We start from the raw sequence: 14700 nt of genomic DNA on the forward strand, positions 1-14700 counted from the left end.
CCGCCGCGTCGTCGACGTGCGTCCGTCGGATGGCTTACGGATTCGGGCCGGTCGCGATCGGTCGCGACGGATCGGCGCACCATTCGCTCCATGAGCCGGGGTAGAGCGACGCGCCGTGCAGGCCCGCGATTTCCATTGCGAGCGCGTTGTGGCAGGCGGTCACGCCCGAGCCGCATTGCAGGATCGCGAGGTTCGGCTCGGTGCCGGCCAGCAGCGCGGAAAACGTCTCGCGCAGTTCGTGGCCGGTCTTGAAGCGGCCGTCCGCGGCCAGGTTGTCCTTGAAGAAGCGGTTGCGCGCGCCCGGGATGTGGCCGCCGACCGGATCGATCGTTTCGTTCTCGCCGCGATAGCGGTCCGCCGCGCGCGCATCGATCACGACGCGCGCATGCGACGTCAGGTTCGCGAGCACGGCCTGCGCATCGACCGTCGATTCGAGCGGCGCCTGCGCGCGGAAGTCGCCGCGCGACGGATGCTGCGTTTCGGTCGTCAGCGGCTGGCCGGCTGCCTGCCACGCCTGCAGCCCGCCGTCGAGGACGGCAACCGAATCGTGGCCGAGCCAGCGCAGCAGCCACCACAGGCGCGCCGCATAGGAGCCGCCCTGCGCATCGTAGGCGACGACCTGCTGGCCTTGGTTGAGCCCCCGGTCGACGAGCGTGGCGACGAGCGCGTCGCGCGTCGGCAGCGGGTGGCGGCCGTTGGTGCCGGTCTTCCGGCCGGACAGGTCGCGATCGAGATGCAGGTACTGCGCGCCCGGGATGTGTCCGGCTGCATACGCGGTTTCGCCCGCGCCGGTATCGGCGAGATCGAAGCGGCAATCGAACAGCGCGACGCTGGCGGGCGCGGCCGCGAGGCGTTCGGCGAGATTGGCCGCGGAGATGAGCGTGGTGTAATGGGTATGTGGCATGACGGCTCCTGATTGAGCAAACGGCCTGATGTTCTAAGTCTAAACAAAAAAAGACGGGTCGCAGCCCGTCTTTTCGTCATGCATCGTGATGCTTGAACAGCATGCCGGCGTCAGATGTCGCCCAGCTGGCGCCGCAGGAATTCGTGGAAGTGCTGCATGCCGTCTTCCATCGGGCTCTGGTACGGGCCGACCTGCGATTCGCCGCGCTCCATCAGCGCGCGGCGGCCGGCGTCCATGCGCATCGCGATCTCGTCGTCCTCGATCGCCGTTTCCATGTATGCCGCGAGTTCCGCCTCGACGAACTCGCGCTCGAACAGCGCGATTTCCTCGGGATAATAGAATTCGACGATGTTGGTCGTTTTCTGAGGCCCGCGCGGAATCAGCCACGACACGACGAGCACGTGCGGATACCACTCGATCATCAGGCCCGGGTAGTAGACCATCCAGATCGCGCCGAACTCCGGCGGCACGCCGTTGCGGAACTTCAGCACCTGCTCGTGCCACTTCTTGTACGTCGCGCTGCCCGGCTTCGCGAGCGCGTTGTGCACGCCGACCGTCTGCACGCTGTACCAGTCGCCGAACTCCCACTTCAGGTCGTCGCACGACACGAAGCTGCCGAGGCCCGGGTGGAACGGGACGACGTGGTAGTCCTCGAGGTAGACCTCGATGAAGGTCTTCCAGTTATAGTCGCACTCGTGGACTTCGACGTGATCGAACTGGTACTCCGAGAAATCGAAGTGGTGTTTCGTGCCGAGGTTCGCGAGATCGCGCGCGACGTTGCGGCCTTCCGCCTCGAACAGCAGCCCCTGCCAGTTCTGCAGCGGCGACTTGCCGAGGTTCAGGCAAGGCTTGTCGGGGAAGTGCGGTGCGCCGAGCAGCTGGCCTTCCAGGTCGTACGTCCAGCGGTGCAGCGGGCACACGATGTTCTGCGCGTGGCCGCGTCCGTTCAGCATGATCGCCTGCCGGTGACGGCACACGTTCGACAGCAGTTCGACCTGGTTCGCCGGGTTGCGGACCAGCACGCGGCCTTCCTTCTCGGACGGCAGCGCAAAATAATCCCCCGCCTCGGGCACCATCAAATCGTGCCCGACGTAGCGAGGTCCTTTCTTGAAGAGTGTTTCGATTTCGCGCGCTAGCAGCGCCTCATCGAAGTATGCAGTGACTGGAAGCTGGCTGTGAGCCGACTTCAACTGAAGCGCATCGCTCAGATTGGACATTCCCACTCCCGGTGATAGCGTGAAAGCAGTGAACAACCCAACCATCGAAAAATCGATTTAGGGAAACGGAGAATTATACCCGGTTCCCTCGGCAAGGCCAGTATTAAGTGCCTGATTTGTGTCAATTTTTTGTCGGGCGGCCATCCGGAGGAGCACAATTTGCACCAAAGGTGGGGCCGGAGCGTGCGCCTGGCGCACCAAGTCGGCAGGTCGGAAAATTCTCTTTTGCCGTAGAATGTCCGACTTGTTTTGAAATTTGACACTTTGTCCATGGCGAAAACCGCATCCTCAGGCGCCACGCCGCCCGGCAATGGCAGCGAGCCGTTGCCGGACAATTACGAGATGGCGCTCGCGGAACTCGAGACGCTGGTTGCCCGGATGGAAGGCGGCGCGCTGAGCCTCGAGGATTCGCTCGCGGCCTATCGCCGTGGGGCCGCACTTGTTGCGTTTTGCCAACAGCAGCTCGAAAAAGTAGAGCAGCAGGTGCGCGTGCTTGACGGCGCGACCCTGAAGCCGCTTTCGGCCGGAGCGGCCGCCACGGACGGCGAAGACGACGATCTATGACATTCGAACAATGGATGCGGTCTGTGCTTGACCGTGTCGAGGATGCACTCGGCCATTACCTGCCGGCCGAAACTGTGGTGCCCGCACAACTCCACGAAGCGATGCGCTACGCGGTCCTCGGGGGCGGCAAGCGCGTGCGTCCGCTGCTGTGCCATGCAGCGGGCGAGCTGACCGGCGCCACCGAGGCGGCGCGCAACGCGGCTGCGGCGGCGCTGGAGATGATCCACGTCTATTCGCTCGTGCACGACGACATGCCCTGCATGGACGACGACGCGCTGCGGCGCGGCAAGCCGACCGTGCACGTGCGGTACGACGAGCCGACCGCGCTGTTGGTCGGCGACGCGCTGCAGTCGCAGGCGTTCGTCGCGCTGACGGATGCCGACGCGCTGGCGCCCGCGCAGCAGGCCGCGCTCGTGCGCGAGCTGGCGCTGGCGAGCGGCTCGATCGGCATGGCCGGCGGGCAGGCGATCGACCTGGCGAGCGTCGGCATGAAGCTCACGCGCGAGCAGCTCGAGACGATGCACCGGATGAAGACGGGCGCGCTGCTGCGCGCCGCCGTGCGGATGGGCGCGCTCGCGGGCGAGGCCCCGTCCGCGGACGCGATGGCCGCGCTCGACGTCTACGCTGCCGCGGTCGGCCTGGCGTTCCAGGTCGTCGACGACATTCTCGACGTGACGACCGATTCGGCGACGCTCGGCAAGACGGCCGGCAAGGACGCCGCGAACGACAAGCCGACCTACGTGTCGATTCTCGGCCTCGATGCGTCGCGCGAGCTGGCTGCACAGCTGCGCGCCGACGCGCACGCCGCGCTGCAACCTTTCGGCGCGCGCGCACAGCGTCTCGCCGAACTTGCCGACCTGGTGGTGAACCGGGTCAGCTGACGCGAAAGCCCGCCGCCGCGCACACGCTACGGTGCGTGCAAAAGAATGCGGGCGCGTTTGATTTCCTACAATGGAACGACGATGTACGACTTGCTGAAAACTATCGACGATCCGGCCGACTTGCGCCGTCTCGATCGCCGCCAACTTCAACCGCTCGCCGACGAGCTGCGCGCGTTCGTCCTCGACAGCGTGTCGAAGACGGGCGGCCATCTGTCGTCCAACCTCGGGACGGTCGAGCTGACGATCGCGTTGCACTACGTGTTCAACACGCCGAACGACCGCATCGTCTGGGACGTGGGTCACCAGACCTATCCGCACAAGATCCTGACGGGCCGCCGCGACCAGATGCATTCGCTGCGCCAGCTCGACGGCATCTCGGGCTTCCCGCGCCGCTCGGAATCGGAATACGACACGTTCGGCACCGCGCACTCGAGCACGTCGATCTCCGCCGCGCTGGGCATGGCGATCGGCAGCCAGCTGAACGGCGACGACCGCTTCTCGATCGCGGTGATCGGCGATGGCGCGATGACCGCCGGCATGGCGTTCGAGGCGATGAACAACGCCGGCGTGAGCGAGGACGCGAAGCTGCTCGTGATCCTCAACGACAACGACATGTCGATCTCGCCGCCGGTCGGCGCGCTGAATCGCCATCTCGCCCGCCTGATGTCGGGCCGCTTCTATGCGGCCGCGCGCGCGGGCGTCGAGCGCGTGCTGAGCGTCGCGCCGCCGGTGCTCGAGCTCGCGCGCAAGCTCGAGGAGCACGCGAAGGGCATGGTCGTGCCCGCGACGCTGTTCGAGGAGTTCGGCTTCAACTACATCGGGCCGATCGACGGCCACGATCTCGATTCGCTGATCCCGACGCTGCAGAACATCAAGGAACTGCGCGGTCCGCAATTCCTGCACGTCGTGACCAAGAAGGGGCAGGGCTACAAGCTTGCCGAGGCTGATCCGGTGCTGTACCACGGCCCGGGCAAGTTCAATCCGGCCGAAGGCATCAAGCCGTCGGCGACGCCCGCGAAGAAGACCTACACGCAAGTGTTCGGCGAATGGCTGTGCGACGAGGCGGAACGCGATTCGCGCGTCGTCGGCATCACGCCCGCGATGCGCGAAGGCTCGGGCATGGTCGAGTTCGAGAAGCGCTTCAAGGATCGCTACTACGACGTTGGCATCGCCGAGCAGCATGCGGTGACGTTCGCGGGCGGCCTCGCGACCGAAGGGCTGAAGCCCGTCGTCGCGATCTACTCGACGTTCCTGCAGCGCGCGTACGACCAGCTGATCCACGACGTCGCGCTGCAGAACCTGCCGGTCGTGTTCGCAATCGACCGTTCGGGCCTCGTCGGCGCGGATGGCGCGACGCACGCGGGTGCATACGACCTCGCGTTCATGCGCTGCATCCCGAACATGACGGTCATGGTGCCGTCCGACGAGAACGAATGCCGCCAGATGCTGCACACCGCGCTGCTGCAGCCGAACCCGACCGCGGTGCGCTATCCGCGCGGCGCGGGCACGGGCGTCGCGACGGTGAAGGAATTCACCGAGATCCCGCTGGGCAAGGGCGAAGTGCGCCGCCGCACGTCGCAGCCGCAAGGCAAGCGAATCGCGATCCTCGCGTTCGGCACGATGGTCGCGCCGTCGCTCGCCGCGGCAGAGGAACTCGATGCGACCGTCGCGAACATGCGCTTCGTGAAGCCGGTCGACGCCGCGCTCGTGCGCGAGCTGGCCGAGACGCACGACGCGCTCGTCACGATCGAGGAAGGCTGCGTGATGGGCGGCGCGGGTTCCGCGTGCGTGGAAGCCCTGATGGAGAGTGGGGTTATCCGACCCGTACTACAATTGGGCCTCCCTGACCGCTTCATCGATCACGGTGACCACGCGAAGCTGTTGTCGCAATGCGGCCTCGACGGCGCGGGCATCGCGAAATCGATTCGTGAACGCTTCCTGAGTCCGGCGGCCGACGTCGCCGACCAGGCCAAGCGCGTCGCGTAAGCCGGCGCCGCCGCAAGGCGGCGTCGACGCGACTGGCGCAGCACGGTCTTTCATTGATGCGGAAAACATGGGCCTGCGGGCCCATGTTGTTTTTCCGGCCTGCCGCTTGCGGCGGCGCGCGCGAAGTCCCGCGCGCGGCTTAAAAGGATTGAACAAGATGAACCAGATGAATCCCGCCTTCGTGATGCCCGACGTGCAGAGCACGGTGGATACCCGCCAGATTCCGATTCAGCGCGTGGGCGTGAAGGCGGTCCGGCATCCGTTGACGGTGCGCACGGAGAGTGGCGACGTGCAGCCCTCCGTCGGTCTCTGGAATCTCGACGTCCATCTGCCGGCCGACCAGAAGGGCACGCACATGTCGCGTTTCGTCGCGTTGCTGGAAGAGCATCGCGCGCCGCTGACGACCGGGTTGTTCCGCACGATGCTCGCGTCGATGCTGGAGAAGCTCGAGGCCGAGGCGGGCCGCATCGAGGTGACGTTCCCGTACTTCGTGAACAAGACGGCGCCGGTGTCGGGCGTGCAGAGTCTGCTGGACTACGAAGTGACGCTCGCGGGCGAAAGCCGCGGCGGTGTGACCCGGCTGTTCCTGAAGGTGCTGGTGCCGGTCACGAGCCTGTGCCCGTGCTCGAAGAAGATCTCGCAGTACGGCGCGCACAATCAGCGTTCGCACGTGACGATCGATGCCGAGCTCGCGGCCGACGTGCCGGTCGAGGCGCTGATCCGGATGGCCGAGGAAGAGGCGTCGTGCGAACTGTGGGGGCTGCTGAAGCGTCCGGACGAGAAGTTCGTCACCGAGCGCGCGTACGAGAACCCGAAGTTCGTCGAGGACCTGGTGCGCGACGTCGCGCAGCGGCTCGATGCCGACGAGCGCATCGTGGCCTACGTGCTCGAAGCCGAGAACTTCGAGTCGATCCACAATCACAGCGCGTATGCGCTGATCGAGCGCGACAAGCGGCTGGCCGCATAACACGCCGTTTCGCGCCGTTTCGCGCCGTTTCTTTCGCTCAGGCAGAAAGAGAAAGGCCGCTCGTTCGAGCGGCCTTTCGTTTGTGCGGGCAGCGTGCGCGACGCGGGTCGGCGCGCTCAGCGCGCGAGCGACGCGAGATCCCAGCGCGGCTTCACGGTGAACGCATAGTCGGCGTTCGCCTGCTCGGGCCAGCGCGCGAGCCGCAGCGCGCCCGCGAGCGCGATCATCGCGCCGTTGTCGGTGCACAGCGCGAGATCCGGGTAGTGCACGTCGAAGCCGCGCTTCGCGGCGGCGGCCGACAGCGCGGCGCGCAATTGTCGGTTCGCGCCGACGCCGCCTGCGACCACGAGACGCTTGAGCTTCGTCTTCTTGAGCGCCGCCAGCGACTTCGCGACGAGCACGTCGACGGCCGCGTCGACGAAGCCGCGCGCGAGGTCGGCCTTCGCGCGCTCGAGTGCGTCGCCGGTCAGTTTTGCGGCCTCGAACTTCTTCATCTGCGTCAGCACGGCGGTCTTCAGGCCGCTGAAGCTGAAGTCGAGATCGCCGGAGTGCAGCATCGGGCGCGGCAGCACGACGGCGCCCGGCGTGCCGGTTTCCGCGAGCTTCGACACTTCCGGGCCGCCCGGGTAGCCGAGGCCGATCAGCTTCGCGGTCTTGTCGAATGCTTCGCCGGCGGCGTCGTCGAGTGTCTCGCCGAGCGTTTCGTACACGCCGACGTCGGTCACGCGCATCAGTTGCGTATGGCCGCCCGACACGAGCAGCGCGACGAACGGAAACGGCGGCGGCTCCGCGACGAGCAGCGGCGACAGCAGGTGGCCTTCGAGATGATGGATGCCGACGGTCGGCTTGTTCCACGCGAGCGCGAGCGCATTCGCGATGCTCGCGCCGACGAGCAGCGCGCCGGCCAGCCCCGGGCCCTGCGTGAAGGCGATCGCGTCGATGTCCTCGCGCTTCGTGCCGCTTTGCGCGATGACTTCCTCGAGCAGCGGCAGCGCGCGGCGGATGTGGTCGCGCGATGCGAGTTCGGGCACGACGCCGCCGTAGTCGCGATGCATCGCGATCTGCGAATGGAGGGCGTGCGCCAGCAGCCCGCGCTGCGTGTCGTAGAGCGCGAGGCCGGTTTCGTCACAGGAGCTTTCGATGCCGAGAACGAGCATGGTATGGGGCAGGGCGTGCCGTGTCGCGCGGCGTCGCCGGAATGTCAACGTAACCGAAAAGTATAGCAGGCACGCGCTTCCCGCCGCTGGCCGCGGCGCGGGCCGGGCCGGGTACAATCCGCGCCATGGAAACTTTTGATATCGCCGTGATCGGCGCGGGCGCCGCCGGCATGATGAGCGCGGCGGTGGCCGGGCAGCTCGGCCGCCGCGTCGTGCTGGTCGACCACGCGCCGCGACTCGCCGAGAAAATCCGCATCTCGGGTGGCGGCCGCTGCAACTTCACGAACCTGTACGCGGGCCCCGACAATTACTTGTCGGCCAATCCCCATTTTTCCCGCTCGGCGCTCGCGCGTTATACGCCGCGCGATTTCCTCGGCCTGCTCAAGCGCCATCGGGTGACCTGGCACGAAAAGCACAAGGGCCAGCTGTTCTGCGACCACGGCAGCGACGCGATCATCGACGTGCTGAAGCACGAGTGCGACGCCGGCGGCATCGCATGGCGCCGGCCGGTCGTCGTCGACGCGGTGCGTCATGCGCCGGCCGACGGCTTCACGCTGGACACGCAAGCGGGCCCGATCGCGGCGCGCGCGCTGATCATCGCCACCGGCGGCCTGTCGATCCCGAAGATCGGCGCGACCGACTTCGGCTACCGGATCGCGAAGCAGTTCGGCCACAAGCTCGTCGATACGCGGCCCGCACTCGTGCCGCTCACCTTCGCGCAGCAGGACTGGGCGCCGTTCGCCGCGCTGTCCGGCGTGTCGCTCGAGGTGCGCGTGTCGACCGGCGAGCGCAAGCGCGGCGGCGAATTCGTCGAGGATCTGCTGCTGACGCACCGCGGGCTGTCCGGGCCCGGCATCCTGCAGATTTCGAGCTACTGGCAGCCCGGCGAGCCGATACGCGTCGACCTGCTGCCGCAGCGCGACGTCGTCGCCGATCTGCTCGAGGCCAAGCGCGCGTCGAAGCGCCAGGTCGGCTCGCTGCTCGCGGAGTGGGTGCCGTCGCGCCTCGCGCACGCGTGGCTCGACACGCATCGGGTGGCCGCCGACATGCGGCTCGCCGATCTGCCGGACAAGGTGCTGCGGCAGGTCGGGGAGGCGCTCGGCGGCTGGACGCTGACGCCGAACGGCACCGAGGGCTACAAGAAGGCCGAGGTGACGCGGGGCGGCGTGGATACCCGCGAGCTGTCGTCGGCGACGCTGATGAGCGCGCGGGTGCCAGGCCTGTTCTTCGTCGGCGAAGCGGTGGACGTGACCGGCTGGCTGGGCGGCTACAACTTCCAGTGGGCGTGGGCGTCCGGCGTGGCCGCCGGGCAGGCGGCGGCGGAGTTCGCACGCGGCGCTTGACGCAATAATGCGTTTGTGTAAAGGGTCTGCTATACTCAATAATCTTTCCCTGCAAACTTTTTTACGTGTCGGGTCATGACGATCATTCGCGTTAAAGAAAACGAGCCGTTTGAAGTTGCCATGCGTCGCTTCAAGCGCACGATCGAAAAGAACGGTCTGCTGACCGAACTTCGTGCGCGCGAGTTCTACGAGAAGCCGACGGCCGAACGCAAACGCAAGAAGGCTGCAGCAGTGAAGCGTCACTACAAGCGCATCCGCAGCCAGATGCTGCCGAAGAAGCTGTACTGAATGATGTAGCGCCGCGCGGTTCGCTGAGCGGCGCACCGGCGGTTCCGTCGCGAGTCGCCGATGCCGGATTCGAGCAACCCGCTTGAGACAGTGTCCCAAGCGGGTTTTTGTGTTGACGTCCGTCAATGGGCGTCGAATTCACGTTTCCATTCCCGGGTGAAAGATGAGTTTGAAAGACCAGATCAGCGAAGACATGAAGGCGGCGATGCGCGCGAAGGAAGCCGAGCGTCTCGCGACGATTCGCCTGCTGTTGGCCGCGATCAAGCAACGTGAGGTCGACGAGCAGATCACGCTCGACGATGCCGCCGTCACGGCCGTAATCGACAAGATGATCAAGCAGCGCAAGGATTCGATCAGCCAGTTCCAGGCGGCGGGCCGCGACGATCTCGTTGCGAAGGAGCAGGCCGAGCTGACGGTGCTGAGCGGCTACATGCCCGCGCAGCTGTCGGAGGCCGAGGTGGCCGCCGAAGTCCAGGCCGCGGTCGCGCAGACCGGCGCGGCAGGCCCGCAGGACATGGGCAAGGTGATGGGCGTGCTGAAGGGCAAGCTCGCCGGCCGTGCCGACATGACCGCCGTTTCCGCGCTCGTCAAGGCCGCGCTCTCGAAGTAAAGTCCGTGCCCGGCGCGCGCTGACATCGTGCGCGCCGGGTCGCTCCGCATCGTTTTTTTCCGTTCGATCCCACGGTGATTCCGCATTCGTTCCTGCAGGATTTGCTGAACCGCGTCGATATCGTCGACGTGGTGGGCCGGTACGTGCAGCTCAAGAAGGGCGGCGCCAATTTCATGGGGCTGTGCCCGTTCCACAACGAGAAGAGCCCGTCGTTCACCGTCAGTCCGACCAAGCAGTTCTATCACTGCTTCGGCTGCGGCGCCCACGGCACGGCAATCGGTTTCCTGATGGAGCATGCGGGGCTGTCGTTCCCGGAAGCCGTGCAGGAGCTCGCGCAGTCGGTCGGCCTGACCGTGCCGCACGAACCGTCGCCGATGCGTGGCGGCGGTGGGGGCGGTGGCGACTACCCGTCGCAGCCGGCCGTATCGAAATCGGTGGCGACCGCGCTCTCCGACGTGATGGCCGCCGCGTGCGACTACTACCGCAAGCAGCTGCGCGGCGCGCCCACGGCGATCCAGTATCTGAAGAAACGGGGGCTGACCGGCGAGGTCGCGGCCCGGTTCGGCCTCGGCTATGCGCCGGACGGCTGGCAGAACCTCGAGGCGGCGTTCCCCGACTATCGGGACGATGCGCTGGTCGAGTCCGGGCTCGTGATCGTCAGCGAGAAGACCGACGCGCAGGGCGTCGCGCGGCGCTACGACCGCTTCCGCGAACGGATCATGTTCCCGATCCGCAACGTGAAGGGGCAGGTGATCGGCTTCGGCGGCCGCGTGCTCGGCAGCGGCGAGCCCAAGTATTTGAATTCGCCCGAAACGCCGCTATTTAACAAGGGCAGCGAGCTGTACGGGCTGTTCGAGGCGCGGCTCGCGATCCGCGAGCGCAAGTACGTGCTCGTCGTCGAAGGCTACATGGATGTCGTCGCGCTCGCGCAGCTCGGCTTCCCGAACGCGGTCGCGACGCTCGGCACCGCGTGCACGCCGATCCACGTGCAAAAGCTGATGCGGCAGACCGACACGGTGATCTTCAGCTTCGACGGCGACGCGGCCGGGCGCCGCGCAGCGCGGCGGGCGCTCGAGGCATGCCTGCCGCACGCGGCGGACAACCGGACGATCCGGTTCCTTTTTCTGCCGACCGAGCACGACCCGGACAGCTACGTGCGCGAATTCGGCGCGGACGCGTTTTCCGAGCAAGTCGAGCGGGCGATGCCGCTGTCGCAGTTCCTGCTGAACGAGGCGATCGCCGGCAAGGCGCTCGACCAGCCGGAAGGCCGCGCGAAGGCGCTGTTCGATGCGAAGCCGCTGCTGCAGGCGCTGCCCGCGAATGCGTTGCGCGCGCAGATCATGCACATGTTCGCGGACCGGCTCGACATTCCGTTCGAGGAGGTCGCGGGGCTGTCGGACGTCGATACGCGGCTCGCTGCGCCGCCGCGCCAGGCGTCCGCGCGCAGCGATCGGCGCCGCGTGACGGACAACGAGAAGCGCGCGTTGCGCAACCTCGTGATGCATCCGCGCGTCGCCGTGCAGCTCGACGACGAGCAGGTTGCGACGCTGCGGGCGCTGCCGCGCATCGGCGAGCTGTTCGGCGAAGTCGTCGACCATGCGCGTGCGCTGGGCGACGGGGCGGAGTTCAGATTGTTGTCGGATGTGCTGAGGACATCCTCGAACGCGGCGACTTACGAGGAAATCTTCCGCGAAATTCTGGACTATGATGAAAACGTCCGCGATCTGCTGTTACAGAATCCGGACGACGAGACGGTGCCCGAGCGGCAGCGTGAGCAGGAACGGATCGCGGGGGAGGAGCTTCAGGCGGCTGTGCTCAAGATGCGCTACGACGCATGTTGCGACCGGCTCGACCGGCTTTCGCGGCAATCCACCTTCACACCCGAGGAGCTGGCTGAATTGACGGAATTGAACCAGCAGCGGGCCGACATGAAGCGTCGGCTCGGGCTGTAGGCGGCCGGGGCGCCAAGAGAGGGCTCCCCAGCGTGCTATAATATAAGGTTTCCAGCGGTTTGTTTTCTAAGCAGAGGCGAGATTCGCGATGGCAAAGACGACAGGCGGAAAGAAAGCAGCAGGCAAGGGCTCGACGGAGCCGACCAAGAAGGTCACAGCGGCCAAGTCTGCTTCTTCCGCCAGAACGGTGTCTTCCGCCACGACGGCCACAGCAAGAAGAAAAACCGCGGCCGGCACCGCTCAGGCTGCGCCGGCGCAGGCAGCCAGAACACGGGCTGCCGCCAGACCCGACTCCGGGCCGGCCAAGCCGGTGGCGAAGCGGGCAAGTGCGAAAAGCGCAAGGGACGCGGCTGCCGCGGCGGACGAAACGGCAGTACGTAATACTCATGCACCCACGGTTCAACCGGCTGTCGTCCAGCAGCCGCGAGTCGATTTAGCCGGTACGGCGAACTCCATGACGAAAAAGCTGAACGAAGTATCCGTCGATGACGACGCAAATCAGAGCGACGAGCAGCCGGCTGCGGCTGCCGCTGGCAAATCCAAGGTGCGCGATCGCCGCGCCAAGGAGAAGGCGCTGCTGAAGGAAGCGTTCGCGACGAGCACGCCCGGCACGGCCGAGGAGCTCGAAGAGCGTCGCGTGAAGCTGCGCGCGCTCATCAAGCTCGGCAAGGAGCGCGGCTTCCTCACGTATGCCGAAATCAACGACCACCTGCCGGACAACTTCACCGAGACCGAAGCCCTCGAAGGCATCATCGGCACGTTCAACGACATGGGCGTGGCGGTCTACGAGCAGGCGCCGGACGCGGAAACGCTGCTCTTGAACGACAACGCGCCGGCGGCGTCGTCGGACGATGAAGTCGAAGAGGAGGCGGAAGTTGCGCTGTCCACCGTCGATTCCGAATTCGGCCGCACGACCGATCCGGTCCGGATGTACATGCGCGAAATGGGCACGGTCGAGCTGCTCACGCGCGAAGGCGAAATCGAGATCGCGAAGCGGATCGAGGACGGCCTGCGCCACATGGTGATGGCGATTTCCGCGTGCCCGACGACGATCGCCGACATCCTCGCGATGGCCGAGCGCGTCGCGAACGAAGAGAGCCGTATCGACGAGCTCGTCGACGGCCTGCTCGACCCGAATGCGTCGGACACCGACACCGACGGCTTCTCCGCGAAGGCGGCGGAAGAGATCGAGAACGAGGACGACGAAGCCGAAGAGGAAGAGGAAGAAGAGGAAGAGGAGGACGATGACGGCGCCGCGCAGGCGACCGCCAACGCCGCCCAGCTCGAAGCCCTCAAGCGCGCATCGCTCGAGAAGTTCGCGCAGATCAGCGAATGGTTCGACAAGATGCGCCGCGCGTTCGAGAAGGAAGGCTACAAGTCGAAGTCCTACCTGAAGGCGCAGGAAACGATCCAGTCCGAGCTGATGACGATCCGCTTCACCGCGCGTACCGTCGAGCGCCTGTGCGACACGTTGCGTGCGCAAGTGGACGAGGTGCGTCAGGTCGAGCGTCAGATCCTGCACATCGTCGTCGACAAGTGCGGGATGCCGCGTTCGGAATTCATCGCGCGCTTCCCCGGTAGCGAGACGGATCTCGACTGGGCCGAGAAGGTCGCGGCCGAAGGGCATTCGTACAGCGCGGTGCTGTCGCGCAACATCCCGGCGATCCGCGAACAGCAGCAGCGCCTGCTCGACCTGCAGGCGCGCGTCGTGCTGCCGCTGAAGGACCTGAAGGAAACCAACCGCCAGATGGCGGCGGGCGAACTGAAGGCGCGTCAGGCGAAGCGCGAGATGACCGAGGCGAACCTGCGTCTCGTGATCTCGATCGCGAAGAAGTACACGAACCGCGGCCTGCAGTTCCTGGACCTGATCCAGGAAGGCAATATCGGCCTGATGAAGGCGGTGGACAAGTTCGAATACCGTCGCGGCTACAAGTTCTCGACGTATGCGACGTGGTGGATCCGCCAGGCCATCACGCGTTCGATCGCGGACCAGGCGCGCACGATCCGGATTCCGGTTCACATGATCGAGACGATCAACAAGATGAACCGCATCTCGCGGCAGATCCTGCAGGAGACCGGTCTCGAGCCGGATCCGGCAACGCTCGCCGAGAAGATGGAAATGCCGGAAGACAAGATCCGCAAGATCATGAAGATCGCGAAGGAGCCGATCTCGATGGAAACGCCGATCGGTGACGACGACGATTCCCATCTCGGCGACTTCATCGAGGACAACAACACGGTCGCGCCGGCGGATGCCGCGCTGCATGCGAGCATGCGCGACGTCGTGAAGGACGTGCTCGATTCGCTGACGCCGCGCGAGGCGAAGGTGCTGCGGATGCGATTCGGTATCGAGATGAGCACCGATCACACGCTCGAGGAAGTCGGCAAACAGTTCGACGTCACGCGTGAGCGGATCCGTCAGATCGAGGCGAAGGCGCTGCGCAAGCTGCGCCACCCGAGCCGTTCCGACAAGCTGAAGTCGTTCCTCGAAGGGAACTGATCTCCGGCGCTTCCCCTCTGAACGCCACCGGTATCGATACGGTACCGGTGGCGTTTGTCCCTTTTATTGATACAATGCCGGCCCGGCGTCTTCGCCCGGGTGGCGTGCAGCACGCTTCGCTTCTCTTCTCATCAGGGCCTGTAGCTCAGCGGTTAGAGCAGTCGACTCATAATCGATTGGTCGCGGGTTCGAACCCCGCCGGGCCCACCATCTCCTTCTTTCGCCGGGTTTCACAGCATTCCGCCAGGGGTTCCCAAGCCCTTGCTGCAAATGCGTTTTCGGGCATCCCCGGTTCTCGGGACGATTGGCTGGCTCCGTTGATTTCCTCCAT

The 14700-nt window shown here is 65.9% G+C and carries 12 protein-coding genes and 1 tRNA gene; 10 read left to right on the plus strand and 3 right to left on the minus strand.

All coding sequences use genetic code 11. The features are described 5' to 3' along the window. Positions 1-34: 34 nt before the first annotated feature. Both KY49_RS26365 and KY49_RS26370 read right to left on the minus strand, forming a co-directional pair. Entirely contained in the window at positions 35-904 is an 870-nt protein-coding gene (locus tag KY49_RS26365; protein WP_042587375.1) for a sulfurtransferase, read from the minus strand. Positions 905-1014: 110 nt separating this feature from the next. Beyond that, a complete protein-coding gene (locus tag KY49_RS26370; RefSeq protein WP_042587376.1) occupies positions 1015-2121 on the minus strand; it encodes an aromatic ring-hydroxylating oxygenase subunit alpha in 1107 nt (368 codons plus the stop codon). Positions 2122-2391: 270 nt separating this feature from the next. On the opposite strand from KY49_RS26370, the gene KY49_RS26375 reads away from it, so the two are divergent. From KY49_RS26375 to folE2, 4 genes are all read left to right on the plus strand, one after another. Beyond that, positions 2392-2685, plus strand: coding sequence for an exodeoxyribonuclease VII small subunit (locus KY49_RS26375; RefSeq protein WP_042587377.1), 294 nt, complete (start codon positions 2392-2394; stop codon positions 2683-2685). Next, positions 2682-3566 (plus strand): polyprenyl synthetase family protein, encoded by an 885-nt coding sequence (locus KY49_RS26380; protein ID WP_042587378.1) that lies wholly within the window; start codon positions 2682-2684, stop codon positions 3564-3566. Before KY49_RS26375 ends, KY49_RS26380 begins: the two co-directional genes overlap by 4 nt. A gap of 81 nt (positions 3567-3647) precedes the next feature. Then, the gene (gene dxs, locus KY49_RS26385) at positions 3648-5552 is read left to right on the plus strand and encodes a 1-deoxy-D-xylulose-5-phosphate synthase (protein ID WP_042587379.1); all 1905 of its coding nucleotides are present in this window, start codon (positions 3648-3650) and stop codon (positions 5550-5552) included. Positions 5553-5709: 157 nt separating this feature from the next. Then, entirely contained in the window at positions 5710-6519 is an 810-nt protein-coding gene (folE2, locus tag KY49_RS26390; RefSeq protein WP_042587380.1) for a GTP cyclohydrolase FolE2, read from the plus strand. 116 nt (positions 6520-6635) lie between these two features. Here the strand turns inward: folE2 and tsaD are convergent, their stop codons facing one another. After that, positions 6636-7676, minus strand: a complete 1041-nt coding sequence (tsaD, locus tag KY49_RS26395; protein WP_010089144.1) for a tRNA (adenosine(37)-N6)-threonylcarbamoyltransferase complex transferase subunit TsaD — start codon at positions 7674-7676, stop codon at positions 6636-6638. A 116-nt stretch (positions 7677-7792) separates the two neighbouring features. Here tsaD and KY49_RS26400 point away from each other — a divergent pair, with 116 nt between their 5' ends. The 6 genes from KY49_RS26400 (at position 7793) to KY49_RS26425 (ending at position 14579) form a co-directional block, all read left to right on the plus strand. Beyond that, positions 7793-9019 carry an NAD(P)/FAD-dependent oxidoreductase gene (locus KY49_RS26400; protein ID WP_256250301.1) on the plus strand — a complete coding sequence of 409 codons (1227 nt, stop codon included), beginning with the start codon at positions 7793-7795 and terminating at the stop codon, positions 9017-9019. Positions 9020-9094: 75 nt separating this feature from the next. Then, positions 9095-9307, plus strand: a complete 213-nt coding sequence (gene rpsU, locus KY49_RS26405; protein ID WP_004190342.1) for a 30S ribosomal protein S21 — start codon at positions 9095-9097, stop codon at positions 9305-9307. 163 nt (positions 9308-9470) lie between these two features. Continuing rightward, the gene (locus tag KY49_RS26410; RefSeq protein ID WP_042587382.1) at positions 9471-9917 is read left to right on the plus strand and encodes a GatB/YqeY domain-containing protein; all 447 of its coding nucleotides are present in this window, start codon (positions 9471-9473) and stop codon (positions 9915-9917) included. Between the two features lie 74 nt (positions 9918-9991). Further along, complete coding sequence (gene dnaG, locus KY49_RS26415) at positions 9992-11869, plus strand: DNA primase (RefSeq protein WP_042587383.1); 1878 nt, start codon at positions 9992-9994, stop codon at positions 11867-11869. 88 nt (positions 11870-11957) lie between these two features. Further along, complete coding sequence (gene rpoD, locus KY49_RS26420; protein WP_071738010.1) at positions 11958-14369, plus strand: RNA polymerase sigma factor RpoD; 2412 nt, start codon at positions 11958-11960, stop codon at positions 14367-14369. Between the two features lie 134 nt (positions 14370-14503). Then, positions 14504-14579 (plus strand) — tRNA-Ile (locus KY49_RS26425). The last annotated feature ends 121 nt before the right edge of the window (positions 14580-14700 follow it).

This window comes from Burkholderia sp. MSHR3999, from assembly GCF_000833595.1.
Lineage (GTDB): Bacteria > Pseudomonadota > Gammaproteobacteria > Burkholderiales > Burkholderiaceae > Burkholderia > Burkholderia ubonensis.